This is a genomic window from Anaeromassilibacillus sp. SJQ-5 (assembly GCF_054108045.1).
Genome location: NZ_JBPJWQ010000001.1, coordinates 161093 through 177249, shown reverse-complemented (window position 1 = coordinate 177249; position 16157 = coordinate 161093). Strand labels below are relative to the sequence as shown.

Annotated in this window: 11 protein-coding genes; all 11 read right to left on the bottom strand. The window is 59.2% G+C overall.

All coding sequences use genetic code 11. The annotated features are described in order from the left end of the window. Positions 1-11 precede the first annotated feature (11 nt). A complete protein-coding gene (locus ACSAMM_RS00765; RefSeq protein WP_457789066.1) occupies positions 12-770 on the bottom strand; it encodes a sugar phosphate isomerase/epimerase family protein in 759 nt (252 codons plus the stop codon). Positions 771-807: 37 nt separating this feature from the next. After that, positions 808-2724: a hypothetical protein gene (locus ACSAMM_RS00760; protein ID WP_178725805.1), complete on the bottom strand. Its 1917-nt coding sequence runs from the start codon at positions 2722-2724 to the stop codon at positions 808-810. 33 nt (positions 2725-2757) lie between these two features. Next, a complete protein-coding gene (locus ACSAMM_RS00755; RefSeq protein WP_178725807.1) occupies positions 2758-4131 on the bottom strand; it encodes a hypothetical protein in 1374 nt (457 codons plus the stop codon). A gap of 170 nt (positions 4132-4301) precedes the next feature. Further along, positions 4302-5288, bottom strand: coding sequence for an ABC transporter permease subunit (locus ACSAMM_RS00750; protein WP_178725809.1), 987 nt, complete (start codon positions 5286-5288; stop codon positions 4302-4304). A gap of 21 nt (positions 5289-5309) precedes the next feature. Further along, the gene (locus ACSAMM_RS00745) at positions 5310-6242 is read right to left on the bottom strand and encodes a sugar ABC transporter permease (protein WP_178725811.1); all 933 of its coding nucleotides are present in this window, start codon (positions 6240-6242) and stop codon (positions 5310-5312) included. Positions 6243-6309: 67 nt separating this feature from the next. After that, positions 6310-8919: a DUF5696 domain-containing protein gene (locus tag ACSAMM_RS00740; RefSeq protein ID WP_457789063.1), complete on the bottom strand. Its 2610-nt coding sequence runs from the start codon at positions 8917-8919 to the stop codon at positions 6310-6312. Positions 8920-8937: 18 nt separating this feature from the next. Continuing rightward, positions 8938-9582: a YIP1 family protein gene (locus ACSAMM_RS00735; protein ID WP_178725815.1), complete on the bottom strand. Its 645-nt coding sequence runs from the start codon at positions 9580-9582 to the stop codon at positions 8938-8940. 5 nt (positions 9583-9587) lie between these two features. Continuing rightward, a complete protein-coding gene (locus ACSAMM_RS00730) occupies positions 9588-11240 on the bottom strand; it encodes a hypothetical protein (RefSeq protein ID WP_457789061.1) in 1653 nt (550 codons plus the stop codon). A 15-nt stretch (positions 11241-11255) separates the two neighbouring features. Further along, complete coding sequence (locus tag ACSAMM_RS00725) at positions 11256-12161, bottom strand: carbohydrate ABC transporter permease (protein WP_457789059.1); 906 nt, start codon at positions 12159-12161, stop codon at positions 11256-11258. A gap of 73 nt (positions 12162-12234) precedes the next feature. Beyond that, on the bottom strand, positions 12235-13128 hold the full coding sequence (locus tag ACSAMM_RS00720; protein ID WP_178725821.1) for an ABC transporter permease subunit: 894 nt from the start codon (positions 13126-13128) through the stop codon (positions 12235-12237). A gap of 14 nt (positions 13129-13142) precedes the next feature. Further along, positions 13143-15995 (bottom strand): extracellular solute-binding protein, encoded by a 2853-nt coding sequence (locus ACSAMM_RS00715; RefSeq protein WP_457789057.1) that lies wholly within the window; start codon positions 15993-15995, stop codon positions 13143-13145. Positions 15996-16157: the final 162 nt, after the last annotated feature.

Here is a 16157-nt window from a genome sequence, read left to right as displayed (position 1 = left end):
GTTGTTGTATGTCAGAATAGCGTATTCAGATACTCCCGACTGGCCTTGGCACAGTCCAGGGGGGACAGGCCGAGGCTGGGGCTGTCCTGTTCCGCCACAAGCCAGAGTGTACCGGCGTCTTTCGACGCGTCGATGATGGCGGGAATATTCTGTACGCCGCGGCCCAGGGGGCGGTACTCAAAGGTATCCCCCTCCCCCGCGTAATCTTTCAGGTGTACCACCGGGGCGCGACCGGAATACCGACGGATATAGGCGACGGGATCTTCCCCCGATACCTTGACCCAACAGGTGTCCAATTCCGAGGACAGGGTGGGAAACTCCCGATACAGCCTGTCGAGGGCATACTCCCCGTCCAGCTTAACAAACTCAAAATCGTGGTTATGGTACAGCAGAGGCATGTCCTGCGCGGCACAGACCGCGGCAATGCGCGGAATCACCGCTTTCACATCCTCGAAACCCGGAGTACCGGGGCGTTTGTCCTCATTGAGCCAGGGGATCGCCGTGAACCGACAGCCGACGGTTTTATAAGCGGCGGCACAGGCGGCGGAATCAACCAACCACTCCTCCAAAGGCACGTGGGCGGACACCGCGGTCAGCCCGATTTCCTCCAGCAGGGCGCGCAGCGCGGCAGGCTCATAACCATACAGACCCGCAAATTCCACGCCCTCGTAGCCCATGGCTTTGACGGCGCGCAGGGTCCCCGGCAGATCCTTCTCCATGTCCTCTCGGACGGAATACAGCTGCAGCGCAATGCCCATTTCCTTCAGCATATGTTTTACGCATCCTTTCGTAAAACCGGCGCGCCGGTTACTTTTTCTTTTTGTTTTTTACCAGAATCACCGCTGTGACCACAGCCACCGCCGCGAGGAAGGCACCCAGGCAGATGCCCACAATGGCGACGGGGGATAAGCCGCCATCCTTGAGCGCCGGGGCGGAGGAAACCGATTCCGGCTCTGCGGAGGCCACGCCGCTCAAGGACAGATAGTCGAGGAACAGCCCATCGCCGGACACGCCGGCGATCACCAAGGCACTGCCCGCCGGGACGTTGAGGGCCAGGCTTTTATCGGTGTATTCCTCCGACTTGGGTAAAGCCAATTCCACCGCCGGTTTATCGCCCACCTTGAGGCTGACGCAGCTGTCGGCCGCGGCCTTATACCGCAGTTTAAGCCGGGCGCCGGAACGGATGTTTTCCATCGTTATCGTGTCGGCGGGAGATTGCAGACCGCCCACCACCGCGCCGCCGGAGGTATAGTCTTCCTGCACGACGGAGGCGCCGCCGGACAGTTTACCGTTTTCCGCCTCGATCTGTTCATAGGCGCTGAGGGTGTCCAGTATGAGGTTTGCGCCCTCTTCCAGCTTGAGGGTCAGTTCCGCGTTCTTGGACACCGCCTGAGAAAGCAGCAGCTCACCGTACTCGTTCTGGGCGGGGAGGGTCAGGGTTTGACGCAGCTCGCCGTCGGTGTAGACGCCCAGTTTGACGGGGGCGGCGGCTTTATACCGCAGCTTCAGCTGGCTGAGGGCGGCGCAGTCGCCGAAGGTTAAGCCATCTCCTTTGGCGGGGATAGAAACTGCCAGGCCGCCGAAGGCGGTTTCATCCTTAACGCTGACAGCATTCCCTTCCCGGTATCCGGTCTCGGCCTCCACCTGGCCCACGGTGGGGTACAGCAAACTCCAGTCCATGACGGCGGCTGGGCTGCCCTCCTCTTTATACAGGTTATAACCAAAATAGGACAAACCGGCGAAATTATCGGGATAGTTGGTGCGATAAAAGTTCATCACGGCCTTGAGAGCCCGCTGCTTAGCAGCCTTATCGGCCACCAGGCCAGCGGTCTGGCCGGGCACCACGCCGTTATTGTATTCCAGCGTATGGAATCCGCATTCCACCACCAGGGGCTTGCCGGGATACTGGGACACGAAGGTTTTCATAGAAATCTTCAGACGGGTGGCGTTGATGAGCTCGTCATCGGTAGCATCCGCGCCGGGAAGCTTATACTGATTACGTGGGTAGCTGTAATTATTGATAAAATACCCATCCGCGCCGGCGGAGGCATAGGAAGGAGTCTCATACGTATTGTCCCAGCCGTAGAAGATGCTCAGATACATCTTTGCGTCAGTAAACCCATGCCCCTTGGTGACTTCCCGCATCCGGGAGACGAAGGCCTTGGCATAGGACACCTGCCGCTCTTTGGACAGGTCGGAATTAATATTTCCACCCAGATTTTTATGGACGGCGCCGTCGTCCACCGGCATATTCAGGGAGAAATAGGCCACCTGCTCCCGCCGTTCGGGGGCGCAGACATAGGCGATGAGCTTATTGTAGGTATTGAACACGTATTCCAGATCGCTTTCTCGGAAGGCGAAGGAGGAGGCGTTGTAGGCTTCGATGCGTACCACAACCTTCATTCCCAGGCGCTTAAGTTCGGCGAACAGGGCATCCTTATTGGCGGTGGAATCGCCGGAATCAAAGCCTTCCAATCCATAGAGATTGACCATGTTGATGTTGTAGCAGTATCGCATGTTCTCCAGTTCCCGCTTCAGAAACGCGGGTACGTCGCCGGTTTTCTTGAGATCCAGCACCGCGCCGTTCAGAAAGGTATCGGGCTCGACATACGTGTCGTAGGGGGTCATGGTATTGACCGGCTGCACCTGGCCGGCGGACACCGGCAGGGCGGCGCCGAGAAACAGCAAGGACAAGGCCAGGGCCGCGATACGGGTTCGCTTCATCGTTACCATCCATTCTTTCGGAAAAATCCGTTTTTACTCCGGTTTGCGCTTCTTCATATAGAGCCACATGCCGCCTGTACCCAGGCCGGTCAGCAGCAGGAACACGCCGATGCCGATACCCAGCTGAGCCCCCAGGGACAGCCCCTTTTTGCCGGACTTATCCACCGGCACAGCAGCGGCGGTGGTCATGTCGTTTCCGGAAGAAACAGCTGCTTCGTCGGAGGTACTGCCCGAAATCGAGGCCTCGCCGGAAGCGTCGGCGGAGGAGGTGGGCACAGAGGCGGTGGAGACGGTGGCCCCGCCGGAGGAGGATTTGGTCGTCCCGGGAGCGGAAGCTTGAGTTGTGGTGGTCTCCGCAGCGCCGGTACTGGTGGAGCTGGTCGTGGCGGCGGGTTGCTCGTCGTCGGGATATTGGAGTGTCCAATCCATCACGGCGGCGGGATTGCCCTCTTTCTTATAGAGATTATAGCCGAAATAGAGGGCGCCCCGGAACTCGGGAACCGTGCGGTAATACGCGATAGTGGCTTTGATGGCCCGCTGCTTGGCAGCTTTATTGGCCACCAGGCCGGCGGTCTGATTGGGTTTCTTGCCGTCGTTGTATTCCATGGTATGGAAGCCGAACTCCATCACCAGGGGTTTACCCGCATACTGGGAACGGTATTTGTTCACCGAGACGGCCAGGCGCAGCTTATTGATGAGGGTATCGTCGCTGGCAGTTTCGTCTGGAACCCTGTCGTTACGGGGATAGGAGTAGTTGTTCATAAAATAACCGTCCGCACCGGCGGAGGCGTAGGAGGGAATATCGAAACTGTTGTCCCAGCCGTAGAAAATGCTGAGGAACATCTTAGCGGTTGAAAAGCCGCGAGCGGCCGTTTCCGCGCGCATTTTCTCGACAAAGGCCTTGGCGTAGGACACCTGCCGTTCCTTAGACTGCTGGCCGTTGATGCCGCCCTGCAGGCGGTTCTGTACGCTACCGTCGTCCACCGGCATGTTTAGGGAAAAATAGGCTACTTGTTCCCGCCGACCGGGTGCACAGACATAGTCAAGCAAATCCTTATAACGATTGAAGATCCAGTCGAGGTCGGATACCTGAAAGGCAAAGGTGCTGCTGTAGCTCTCGATGCGCACTACCACTTGCATATCCAGACGCTTGAGCTCGTCGAAAAGGGCGTCCTTAGCCCGGAAGCCCTCCAGTCCATAGATGTTGACCGTATTGATATTGAACTCGTTCTTCATGGTTCGCAGCTCGGTTCTGATCCATTCACCGGCGTCGCCGGTGGGCTTGAGATCCAGCATGGCACCGTTGTAGAACTCATTGGGAGAAACCATTTTATCATAGGGGGCCATGCTGTTCAGGGCGGCCGCCTGCGTCGCCGGAGCCATTCCGGCCATTGCCAACATAGACATAACGAAAACAAAACCCTTCTTTAGAAAATTCATATTAACCTTCCATTTCCCCGCCTCCAGGCGGCTTAAATAGAATGGGAAGAAGCGTGTCCCCACTTAGGCGGGGCGCCGACTCTCCGGGCGGCCGGGAAGCGGTTCTTTCCAATCCCGCTTGTGATTTCCAGATCTGGCTATCCAACTATACCGGAACGTTCAAAGTTTTCCACGAAAAAGCGCTGAGCGCCCACAAACAAGATAAGCAGGGGCGCCACCGCCAGGAGAGACGCCGCATTTTTAAGGATCGAAGTGTAGGCGGGATCGTTGACATATTCGCCGGTGACGATGCGAATTTTATCGTTGATGAGATACAGGTTGCGGGAAATAAAATCCAGTTTAGGGGCGAAGAGCCCGGCAAAAAAGTCATCGTTCCACTGCCAAACGAAAGAGAAAACCATAATCGTTACCAGAATGGGGACGGAATTGGGCAGCATGATACGGTAGAAAATTTTGAACGGGCCCGCGCCGTCCACGGTGGCGGCCTCCTCCAGTTCATTCGGGATATTGCGGAAAAACTGGGTCATCAGGTAGATGAACAGGCCGTTGCGGATCCCCACCGAGCAAAGAGAGCGCACGAAGAAGGGCACGAAGGTATCCAGCAAGCCTTCCTTGCCGGTGATGGCGGTAACCAGGCCGGCCGGGTCAAAAAAGCGGAACTGGGAGTACATGCCGAGCATATACGTCTGGGGCGGAACCACCAGGGTGAACACCGCCAGGAGGAACAGTACCCGGGAGCCGGGAAAGCGCAGCTTGACGAAGGCGTAGGCCGACAGACAGCAGGAAAACAGCTGCAGCAGGGTACAGGCCGTACTAACAATAACGGTATTGAGCAGTGCCTTGGGATAAACCATGGCGTCAAACGCAAACTGGAAGTTGAAGAGCGTCGGTTCCTTGGCCACCCAGCGCACCGCCACATCGTTCATATCGCTGCGGCTCATGATGGACAGGCTGAGCTTGACGATGAGCGGATAGAGGATAACAAAAGAAATCCCGATGACGAGCAGCGCCCGGATCACCGACCAGGCGGCGCTGCGTCCTTTACTGGCGGCCCGCTTATAGCGATAGGTCAGCTCCTCCCGGCGCTGAGGCCCGGCCGCAGAAACGAATCGATTTTTTATCATAAGATTCATGTCCTTTCCGGGTCAGCGGCGTTTGTCATAGGTGAAAACGAAGCGGGAGCCGATGAGGGCCACCACACCGAGAATCGCGGTGACCACGATGAAGTAGGTCCAGGACATGGCGGCGGAATAGCCGTAGCGCATGTCATTCATCATCTGCTGTGTCAACAGCACGATTGGGTTGTTATAGGCGACGAAGGAGTCGATGATGGAATAAATCAGGCACAGCAGCAGCGCCGAGCTGCACATGGGGAAGGTGATCAGCCAGAACTTTTCAAACCCGCCAGCACCTTCTACGTGGGCCGCCTCGTACAGCGAGGGGGAAATAGACTGGAGCGCGGCGAGCATGATGAGAATCTGTACACCCGACAGAGTGATGATATGATACGCCTGGTTGACGATGTTATTGAGAAAATCGGTGAATTCCGCCGGCAGACCGAACTGCTGGATAAAGCCGGTGATTTCGAAGCTTTGCAGAAAGCCGGCGGAGGCCTCCACGGATTTATAGGTGCCGCTCTGCATCGCCTGCTGCATCACGTCGCCGGAATCCACTTTGAGCATGGCGCTGGAGGCATAGATGATGGGCAGGAAGAAGATGACCCGCGCCACGGCGCGGCCGTGGAATTTCTGGTTGAGCAGGATGGCGCAGAAAAAGCTCATGAACAGGATAACCGGGGCGCTGAAGGCCATATTTTGCACCGCTTCCACCAATTTGCGAGTGAAATCGGGATGCTCCCGGAAAGCGTAAAAGAAGTTGGACAGGCCGGCTGGCTGGTAGAGCAGGCCGCTGCCGTCCCGGGCCGGAGAGACCTGGGAAAAGGCCATGCGCAGAGAACCGAGCATGGGCAGGCAGAACAGCACCACCAGGCCAAAAATGGTGGGAAGGGAGAAAAGAAAGCCGGTCAACGCCTTCTGCCGGTTGATTTTACTTTTATAATAGCCGTTATGCAGTTTCATTGTGATCCGGTCCTTTCCGGGCCTAATGTTGGAAAAGGGCATTAGGCCGCAGTGAATAGAAGCGCCTTCAATCCAAAGCCCCTTCGATCACGGCAAAATCCATCGCGCCGACGGTCACGCCGTCCACCGCCACTGGGGACGGCGTGTAATTAGCCACCACCGCCACGCCGTTATCGTAGGCGGTGCGGAACACGCCTTCCATCACCGGCTCATAGCCTATCATGTCGGCATCGGAGATTTTCGACAGGCAGTCGGCCGAGCGTTTATACGCGGCGGCGGCGACTTCCAGCCAATCGCGGTAATCGGTGGAGCAATAATCCACCACATAGCTGCCGCTGAGAAAATCGGACGGCTGATAGGTAAAGCAGAAGGTCAGCTGCGCACCGAAAGCCGCGCTGCGCACCAGCTGCTCCTGATAATCGGCATTGTTATTCACCGGGGTGCCAGTATAGCCCACCAGGCCCTGAAGCACCATCTGGGCGAAGGGAACAGCATACATCTCTCGGTTATACCGGCTGGAGTCTAGAGGCATATCGGTGAGGAAGCTGGCATAGGGCAGGGTATACAGATTGCCCGCCGCCATTCGCAGCTCGACGTCGTTCAGCCGTTCAAGGCCCTTGGCCACCAGGTTTTTGGCATCCTGCCGGTTGACGCCCCGTGCCTTGTTCATCTCGCTGTACAGCTCCCGGCCAGCATCGGTGACCGACAGGCCGGGCAGGCCCAGCTTCGCATAATCGGCGGCGAACCCGCCGACATAGGCGTCGATTTGCGAGGGGGCCACGTAGGTGCCGATGCGGTAGTCGAAGCGGTTGCCGGTGGCGGTATCGTACTGATAGATGGTGGTCAGGTTATTGCCCAGAGCGCGGGCGGCCCATTTGCCCATGTTAAAGCCGCGGGTATCGGCCACCGAGAGGAGGGCGGTCTGGGGATAGAGGGCGTCGCCGGCGGCGACGAGGGTATCATTCAGGGCTTTCAGGTCCTTTTCGCCGCCCAGGACGTTTTCCACCTGCAGGGAAAGCAGGTTTTTGGCGTACATGCCGCCGCGGCTCCAGCCGGCATACTCCATCGAGATGGGGCCTACCCCGGTGCCGTGGAGGGCGGCGGCAATTTCCCCGGCCTGGGCGAAGGTGGTGGCCGCCATGTTTTTGCGCACGGGGATAATCCCCAGGAGGGTGGCGGGCTTATCCACGCTGCCGAGCAGGCGCACGTTCAGCGCGGGGGCCATCTTTTTCTTTTCCTTGGGAAGCAGGCCCTGCTGCTGGTACCGGGCGCGGACGATTTGGCTCAGGCCGTACAGCTCGGCCTGGTCGCCGGACGCGAAGGCGTAGCGCACGGTCAGCCTGCCGCGATAGGGGACGGGCTGCACCATGGGGACGCCCACGCTGGCCGCAGCGTCGGCAAAGCCGGCGTCGACGGTGGCCGTTTCGGTAATGGTAAAGGTGGGATAGATGGAGGAGAAGGGCAGGATCCCCTTGAGGTTGGTGGTCACACCCGCGACGGCGTCCCCTTCCTCAATCATGGCCACGAAGCCGGCGCCGTTCACGTTTTCCCCGAACACCGGCAGAATGGCCTGCTCTGTCGCGCCGGTTTTCTGCTCGACGCGGATGGCCTTTTCTTCCCCATAGATGCGCACGGTGTAGCTGGAGTAGGTGCTGCCCGACCCGTCGATGTTCTGCAGCGACCCGCTGCCGTCCGGCAGGAGGAGCCAGCCCTTGTCGGCGGCCTGATGACTAGCGCCGAAGGCCTCCAGAATGGTCACGCCTGTCACGCAGGTGTCGGCGTCCTCCGGGATCCGGCTACAGTCCAGGGAAGCCAGAAACTGCCCGTTCTCCAGGCGGAGCTGCAGCTCCACGTCGTACCGCAGCACTTCCTCGACCTGCACGTCGGCGCGGTTGTCGTCGTTGTCTTTCTGGATTTGGGTCTCGTCGTAGCCGATGCCGTCCAGATACCCCTTGATGGTTTCGGCCGCGTAGTCGGGAATACCGGTGTTGAGAATGTACAGCGCCCGTTCCTTGAGAATGGGGAACTTTTCCATGGCGGCGGCCAGCTTGCGCTCCGAGACCGCGGGGGCGTCCTTGTCGTACAGGGTATAGCGCTCTTGCAGCGCAGCGGCCTGATCGGCCGGCAGCTTGGCGAGAATTTCGGTTTTAAACCGCTTCTTTTCCACGGCCTGAGGCAGATCGAGCGAGGTGATGGCTCGGCTTTGCCCGATGGTCATTTCGATGCGCACACCACCCTGCGTGGGACGGACGGCGAACCGGCCGTCCTTAACGCTGTGGGTGAAGGAGTTGAAGGTGTTCAGCGTGCCCCCGCGGCTGACCGTCAGGTTGACCAGGGCGCGCTTGCCCTCTTCCGCGTCGCCGGTGAAGGAGGGATCGCAGAAGGGGCTCGAGTACCACACCTTGCCGGACGCGCTGTCTTTGACGGCGAAGTCCATGGAGGTGTCGTCGATAAACAGCTCCAGGGTTCCGTCCTTGGCCACGCTGCGCATAGCGTCGACGCCGCCCCCTCTGTCGAAGGCGGGCGGATTTTTCCCCCAGCCCTCGAATTCATAGGCGGGAGTCTCCTTGACCACCGGCCCGCCGCCGGCATTGGCGGCGCAGCCCGCGCCTGTCAGCAGCAGAAAGGCCGCCGCCAACACGGACAGGAGGCGTACGGCGGTTGTTTGACGCTTCATGATGATGGTTCCCCCTTCCTACCAGCGATAGGACAGTTCCTTATAAATCGATTGAATGAAGACCAGAATCTGCTGCACCAGGTTGAAGCACAGCAGGAAAATGAGCAGCAGCACGGCGATGCCCACAATGGACAGCAGGCAGGCGGCTATCGCCCGGGAGAAGGAATACTGATTAATTTCCATCACGCTGACCACCACGAGCAGTCCCGTCCACAGGAAGCCCAGCGCGGTCAGAAAGCTGATGTAGGTGGATTCGTTCAGGGTGAGGACGTTGCTCAGCAGGGTATTGAGGAAGTTCACCGCCGTCAGGGGGATCAGGGCGTAGCACAGCCCTATGAAAATCTGGGGCATGGTGCCCTCGCCGTCCAGCATCAGGGTCAGGCACCAGTTGGCGATGCAGAACAGCGTGACCGGCATCACCGAGCGGAGAAATACCATGCCGATGTTCACCGGCGTGCCTTGATCCGGGTTGAAGGCGTAGCCGGTGCCGATGGCCTCCACCACCGCGCTGACAAAGTACAGCAGCAGGAAGATGAGTCCCGCCCCCAGGGTGCCCCGGCGTTCGTATTTCAGTTCGTAAAAACCCTTGAAGGGCTTGACCAGCACGTAGCCGCAGAAAGCGAGGCTGGATCGAAGCGTGGGGTGTCTCGCCGTTGTCGTCATGCCGATCACTCCTTTCCTCCCGACGCTTTTCTGCGCCGCTGCCGATAAGCGGCCGCCTGCTGACGGAAGAACCGCCAGCGACCGCCGGCACGGCGCAGCGCCCGCACCCCGGCGAACACCGCGACCGCCACCAGCAGCACGATGATGCCGCCGACCACCCAAGGGATCACCTGGCGGGCGGCGATTTCCCGCTGCTTGCCGAAGGACTTGGAATACAGCTCGGGAGAATTGCCCAGGCGGAAATGCTTCATCGCCTGTTCGTAGTTGCCGTTGTCATATTCCAGCTTGCCCACGTTGCGCTGGGCGGTCTGGTTGAAGGGGTTCATGTCAATGACGCTGTTCCACAGCGCGAAGCTCTCACCGTAGCCGCCGCTGTACTGGGCGCCGGCGGCCTCCATGATCGCCGCGCCGTAGGACGTGGGGCGGAAGGTGATCAGCGCGTTGTCCCCCTTGTCGAGCACGAGGATGTCCCCGTCGTGCCATTGCACCGCGGCGGGCACCTTGAAGGCCCCCCGCTGGGCGGACAGGCCGCCGAAGGCGAAGAGCAGGTCACCCTCGCCGTTGTAGGTGAACACATGGCCCCGCATGTTGTCGAGGCAGGTATAGATCCCGTTCTCCGTCGCGTCGATATCGATGAGGTTGGAGGAGGATCCGGGGGTGCCCTTGTCATTGAGAGGGGACAGATCGCCTTTGATGTAATAGGCGCCCTGTTTAATGACGTCGGAGCCCATCAGATTCAGGCGGCGCACCAGGTTTTCACTTTCGCTGCCCTTGGCGGTGGTGTAGACGAAGCCCTCGTCATCGATGTCCAGGGCGTTGAATTCAATGGGAACCGTATCCTTCTGCGCCTCGATCTGCTTATCGGTGGACAGGCTACGCCACAGCAGGTCGAGAGGCCCTATCTTGATGCGGTTGGCGCCGGTGAAGCCGATGAACGCCCCGGTTTCGTCCAGCAGCAGCAGGCCGTCGTACACGCCGGAAACGACGACGTACAGCCGGCCGGCGTCGTCAGCCACCATCCGGGTGGGCTTGAAAGCGAAATTGCTTTTAAAGGCCGACAAATCCGGGGAGCCGATTTCCAGCGCCGCTTCCAGCTGGATTTCCACCGGCTTGCCCGGCTCGTTCTTCACGATGGCGACGCCCTCGCCGGCCACGGGCTCCGTCCGGCCGGTGACGAAGGCGGGCAGATCCACGGCGACGATCTTTTGCGTGTCGGGCAGGCAGGCGTACAGGCGGTTTTCCCGCAGGTACAGGCCGCGGCCGGCGGTGAAGCGGGTGTCCTCCCCGCCGCCGACACGATAGCCGGTCAGCACATAGGTGGCCCTACGGGCCTGTAAATCCACCGCGACGATGCGGTTGTTCAGGGAATCGAGAATGTAGGCGTTGCCTTTATCGTCGCAGATAAAATCCTCCGGCGCGTTCAGGGGCGTGTCCAGTCCCAGAGCCCCGCCGTTCAGGCTGTGGCTGTAGACAAACGCGGAAGGAGCGGGCCGGGCGTTGGCGGTTTCCTCGCCGCCGACCATGGAATTGTAGTTATCGGTGGAATATTCATAGCCGGAATACGGAACGGCCGCTCTGACGCCGGTGCCAAGCAGCAGGCTCAGGCCTAAAAACACGGCGAGGAAAGACGCGGGGCGGCGGGAATTCCTTCTTGACATGGTCGCCTTCGCCTCCTATTCCTTAATTCCGGATGAGTTCATGGTTTCGAGTACCTGGGACTGGCTGAGCATAAAGGCGACGATGGGCACCACCAGCATAATCAGCGCGCCCGCGCCCGCCGCGCCCATGCGGGCGACGGTGCCGCCGGCGGTCACCTGGCCCATGGCCATGGCCAGCGTTTTCTTCTCCTCGCTGATGAGATAGGTGCTGGACAGGCCCCACAGCTGCTGAATCTGGAGGATCAACAGGGTCAGCCAGGCCGGCTTGACCTGAGGCATGACAATGCTCCATAGGATGTGGAACTCCCCCGCGCCGTCCAGCCGGGCGGATTCCAGCAGGGAATCCGGGATGGGATCCATAAACTGCTTCATCAGGTACAGACCGAGGGGCAGCTGAACAGCCGGCACGATGACCGCCAGCATGGTGTCGATCCAGCCGAGCTGGGCCACCATCAGGTAGTTGGGCACCGCGGTGACCGTGCTGTTGAACATCAGGGCGAGCACCACGATATTGAACAGGGCCTTGGAGCCGAAGAATGTATGCTTGGCCAGGGCGTAGGCCGCCATGCAGGAAAAGGCGATGTGGAAAAAGGTGGTGGCGGCCGTGATGAAAATCGTGTTGCCGATGTACCGGGAGAAGGGCACCCAGGTCTCCCCCATGCTCTGGAACAGCTCGCTGAAGTTCTGCGTGGTGGGGTTGCGTACGAAGAAACGGGGCGGGAACAGCAGCAGCTCCTCCATGGGCTTGAAGGCGTTCATGAAGACGTACAGCAGCGGCAGCGCCATAAACGCGCCCACCACCAGCAGGAACAGCACTGACAGCAGATTATCGGCGATGCCCCGGTTGACCTTTTTGCCCCGCAGGCACCGGCCCAGCCTCCTGAAAAAAGAGGGGCGGCGGGCAGCTTTCGTTGTGGTCATATGTCAACACGCATCCTTTCGCAGAGAGTGGAAGCCTCGGCTCGCTTCCCACGTGAGAAGCGCCCGGTTCTCGTCAGTCCCCCACCCGTTTGAGCATGGCCTGAATTATCTGGTTGCACACCACCATCAGGACGAACATGACGGTGGCGATGGCGGAGGCGTAGCTGAATTCCAGCCGCACCATGCCGTAATCCTGGAGGTGGGTGAACAGGGTGTGTCCGGCGTATTCGATACTGGGAAAACCGGCCAGGCCCATGCTTAGATCCCCCACCGTGAAGGAGGTGGTAATCTGCATCACCGCGCCGAACATCAGCTGCGGCTTCATGGTAGGCAGGGTGATATACCACAGCTCCTGCCACTTGTTGCGGATGCCTTCCACAGCGCCCGCCTCATACAGCGAGCGATCCACTCCCTGGAGGCCGGCGATGAAGGCGAGAAAGCTGGTGCCCAGGCTCATCCAGATCTGCACAACGATAAGAGTGCCCAGAATATAGGTGGGATCCTTGAGCCAGGCGATGGGCTCGGTGATAAAGCCGAGGCTCATGAGCAGGCTGTTGACATAGCCGTTGCGGTCGGCGCTGAAGATGAAGCTGAAAACGGTCACGGCCGAGCCGGAGATGGCGGGTGCGTAAAAAACCAGGGTGAGGAACCAGCGCACCTTCGGGCCGAGGTCGTTGATGAGCCAGGCGATCATCAGGGACAGCAGATACCCCGTCGGGCCGGTGATGGCCGCGAAAATCAAGGTGTTTTTCAGCGCGGTCATGAATATGGGATCGTCCATGAACAGGCGGGTGAAATTGTCGAACCAGATGAACTTCGGCTCATTGAAAATGTTGTAATAGGTGAAGGAATAGCCGATGGACCGGATAACCGGCAGAACGGTGAACATGAAAAACAGGATGAAGAAGGGCAGCAGCATCACAAGGATCGACCACCGCCGCTTCATGCATTTTAACAGATAACCCATGGTGTGCTCCCTCCTTATTCCAGCCCGAATTCCCGCCGCTTGATTTGAATCTCGCGGTTGATGTCTCCCACGTACTCCTTGAGCACTTCCTGGGCATCGTTGCCGTAGGTGAGGACGTTACGCAAGGCGTTGTCCATGCTCCGGCCGATGTAATAGCCGCCCGGCACCTCGGGAATGCCGCGGGTGGTTTCCCACACGTCCAGGATGGTGGCCAACTCCGCCTTGGTCCAGGACAGACTCTTCATGGCTTCCACATTGGCGGTAGTATACCGATAAGCCGAGCCCATGGTCATCTCGTATTCCTGAGCATTCTTCGCTTGGACATCGACGGATGTCCACCAATCCAGAAATTTCCAGGCATTTTCCGGCTGCTTGGAAGTGGCCAGAATCATGGAGCACTGGCCGATGATGATGCCGGTGCGATCGATAGTGCCGTCTTCCCGCCGGGTACCAGGAATAGGATAGAAATCCCACAGGCCTGCCAATTCGGGAGCCAAATACTGCATTTTCGTGTAGAAATCCAGCATGTTGATGACAATGGGCATTTCCCCCGTGCGGAAACGGTTGGCCGGATCAAAATCCACGGGAATACCGTAGCTGGCATAGAAGTTCGTCCAGGTTTTGAAAACATCCATAGCCTCTTTTGAGTCCAACAGGGAACGGGCCCCGTCCTCGGTAAACAGCTCCCCGCCCGCCTGGTAAATGCGGGCTGCCAGGAAATTATAATCGTTGGGAATACCGATGGTCAGGTTATTCTTCTGCAGGGTGCCCAGGACGGTAATCAGTTCCTCCCAGGTTTCGGGAGGCTCTAGACCCAAATCATCCAAAATGTCCCGACGGACATACATCATCTGGAAATTGGCCATATCAGGCAGGCCATAGCCGCCGCCCTGATAAGCGTAAGGCGTCAGGGAGCCCGGCATGAAGCGGGCCGCCACCTCGTCGTATGTATCGAACTGGGTCATGTCCACCGCCGCGCCCCGGCTGGCGTAGTTGACCGCCTCGCCGTTGGCCATGAACATGGCGGCGTCTGGCCCGGTGCCGGCGGCGGTGGCCAGCAGCATGGGGGACACGCCGGTGCCGATGCTGGTAATCCGGATACTAACCGGGATGCCGGTTCTAGGCGTAAAGGCGGCATCCGCCATTTTCTTGATGAGAGAAGACTGGAACCGGGAATTGTTCACCCATACCACCAGGGGGTCGCCGGTTTCCTCGGCCTCCCCCGCCACGCTGGTATAATCAGTGGTGAAGGAACCGATGAAGGCCAGCACCTCATAGGCCAGCTTGTCAAAAAAGCTGGCGTTGACGTTCTGCATTTCCTCCGGCGTCCCCTGTTCCGGGGCGCTGAGGGTGAGATAGTCGATGGACAGAGGGAACCAAACCATATCGTAATACCAGGACGCCAGGGCGGCGATATTTTGCTGGAACGCTTCCAGCCGTGAGGGAATGGTAATCGGTTTATCAATAAAGGACTGCAGCTGCTGCGCCAGGTTGTCGAGAATGGTATTGGCCGATCCCTTTTCCCCGACGATAGCGAGAATATCCTGGGATATGGCGGTCAGGAATGCCTTCTGCTGTCGAAAAGTCTCCATCACCTCGGGAAGGGTAGCGTCGATGCGGTAATTGCGCAGGGGATCGGGGGAAGTGCTGGTCAGCATAACAATCCGGCGATAGGCGACGTTAAGCGCCTCCACCGACGCGTTCGCGCGTTCGAACAGACCGGCTGCACGACCGGAAGCGACCTGCAACCGGATGGTGTTGGCGCCCTTCTCCAGGTAAAAGCGGTAGGCTTCGCCGTTTTCATCCGCGAGCACCCGGCCTTGCCAATTGTTTTGATAGCTGAATTCCAGCCGTCTCATCTCTTCAAAGGGAACTTTCCCGTTGATGGTCAGCACGCGGGTAGAGAACATACCGGAAACCAAATTTTGACGGAACTTGATCCCCAGCGAATACCAACCGGCTTGAGCGGTATTGACGGTCCATTCGATCCAGTCGCCGGGTGTGCCGCAGGAGCCGCCGATAGTGTTGAGTTTGATAAGGGTAGGGCTGCTTGGCGAAACGGCAGGAGAGGATCGGTCGTTTTCCGGTACGATGGCGGAAGAGGATTTCAGCGAAGCGCTCTCCCCTTCCACGACCAGAGTATCACCCTTATAGTCAGGGCCATTATGGGCGCGGCGGTATTCTTCATAGGTGACCGCTTCCAGGTTATCCACCGTGGACAGCACGAGGCCTTTCAGCCGCACACCGCCCCGAATAAAGGACACTTCGATGGTATTTTCACCCTGTTGCAGGGCAAACAGGTACGGGGTGGGATACGTCGAGGCGGTATCCTCGATCCAGACGGTGCGCATGGCCGTATCCGGGATTTGAGCCGGAGCATTCTGATTGCCCGCCCGATCCGACTTGAAGGCTCCTCCGTTCATATCGTCCGGATCGTTCTTCCAATGCCGGCCGAGGGCAATGGACTGCATCCCTTCAAATGGCAACGCACCGTTCAGGCGCAGGACGCATTCGATGGGGTTGACGCTGCCCTGAGGCGACGCGTATTTCAACCCGACGCTGTACAGCGCGGCCTTGGGAACCGTCACCTTCCAGATGAGCTTACCTGTGTCCCCGATGAGAAGGGCGCCGTTATCCGGCGTACCGCCTTCCACGGTCTGTGCGGTCTCCGCGGCCAGCTCATGCCGGTCAGACGCCAAGGGCAGATCCAAATCGGCGCGGTATTGCTGATAGGCAGAGGGGGTCGTTCCCGCCGCGCTGGCGGAGACGGTTTCTTCTTTGGCGCCGGCCGCCATGGGGGTCATGGTCACCGACAGGGCCAGACACGCTAGCCACGCGGCCGCCGACCGTATTGAAATTTGCTTCATTGTCAGCCACTCCCTTGTCGACACAGTCCTATTGGATTCACACGCCTGTGCGCTTCCTCAACGGACGAAGCACACAGGCGCATCAACCCCGGTGATGGGATTGCCCTCCAGTTTTCAAGCTGGAGGGCAATCCCGCAAGGGGGGCGGGACGCCTGCCGCCAA

Excerpts from the sequence above, each read along its gene's own strand:
- ACSAMM_RS00765 (WP_457789066.1), bottom strand. The coding sequence starts at position 770 with ATGCTGAAGGAAATGGGCATTGCGCTGCAGCTGTATTCCGTCCGAGAG.
- ACSAMM_RS00760 (WP_178725805.1), bottom strand. The coding sequence starts at position 2,724 with ATGAAGCGAACCCGTATCGCGGCCCTGGCCTTGTCCTTGCTGTTTCTC.
- ACSAMM_RS00755 (WP_178725807.1), bottom strand. The coding sequence starts at position 4,131 with ATGTCTATGTTGGCAATGGCCGGAATGGCTCCGGCGACGCAGGCGGCC.
- ACSAMM_RS00750 (WP_178725809.1), bottom strand. The coding sequence starts at position 5,288 with ATGATAAAAAATCGATTCGTTTCTGCGGCCGGGCCTCAGCGCCGGGAG.
- ACSAMM_RS00745 (WP_178725811.1), bottom strand. The coding sequence starts at position 6,242 with ATGAAACTGCATAACGGCTATTATAAAAGTAAAATCAACCGGCAGAAG.
- ACSAMM_RS00740 (WP_457789063.1), bottom strand. The coding sequence starts at position 8,919 with ATGAAGCGTCAAACAACCGCCGTACGCCTCCTGTCCGTGTTGGCGGCG.
- ACSAMM_RS00735 (WP_178725815.1), bottom strand. The coding sequence starts at position 9,582 with ATGACGACAACGGCGAGACACCCCACGCTTCGATCCAGCCTCGCTTTC.
- ACSAMM_RS00730 (WP_457789061.1), bottom strand. The coding sequence starts at position 11,240 with ATGTCAAGAAGGAATTCCCGCCGCCCCGCGTCTTTCCTCGCCGTGTTT.
- ACSAMM_RS00725 (WP_457789059.1), bottom strand. The coding sequence starts at position 12,161 with ATGACCACAACGAAAGCTGCCCGCCGCCCCTCTTTTTTCAGGAGGCTG.
- ACSAMM_RS00720 (WP_178725821.1), bottom strand. The coding sequence starts at position 13,128 with ATGGGTTATCTGTTAAAATGCATGAAGCGGCGGTGGTCGATCCTTGTG.
- ACSAMM_RS00715 (WP_457789057.1), bottom strand. The coding sequence starts at position 15,995 with ATGAAGCAAATTTCAATACGGTCGGCGGCCGCGTGGCTAGCGTGTCTG.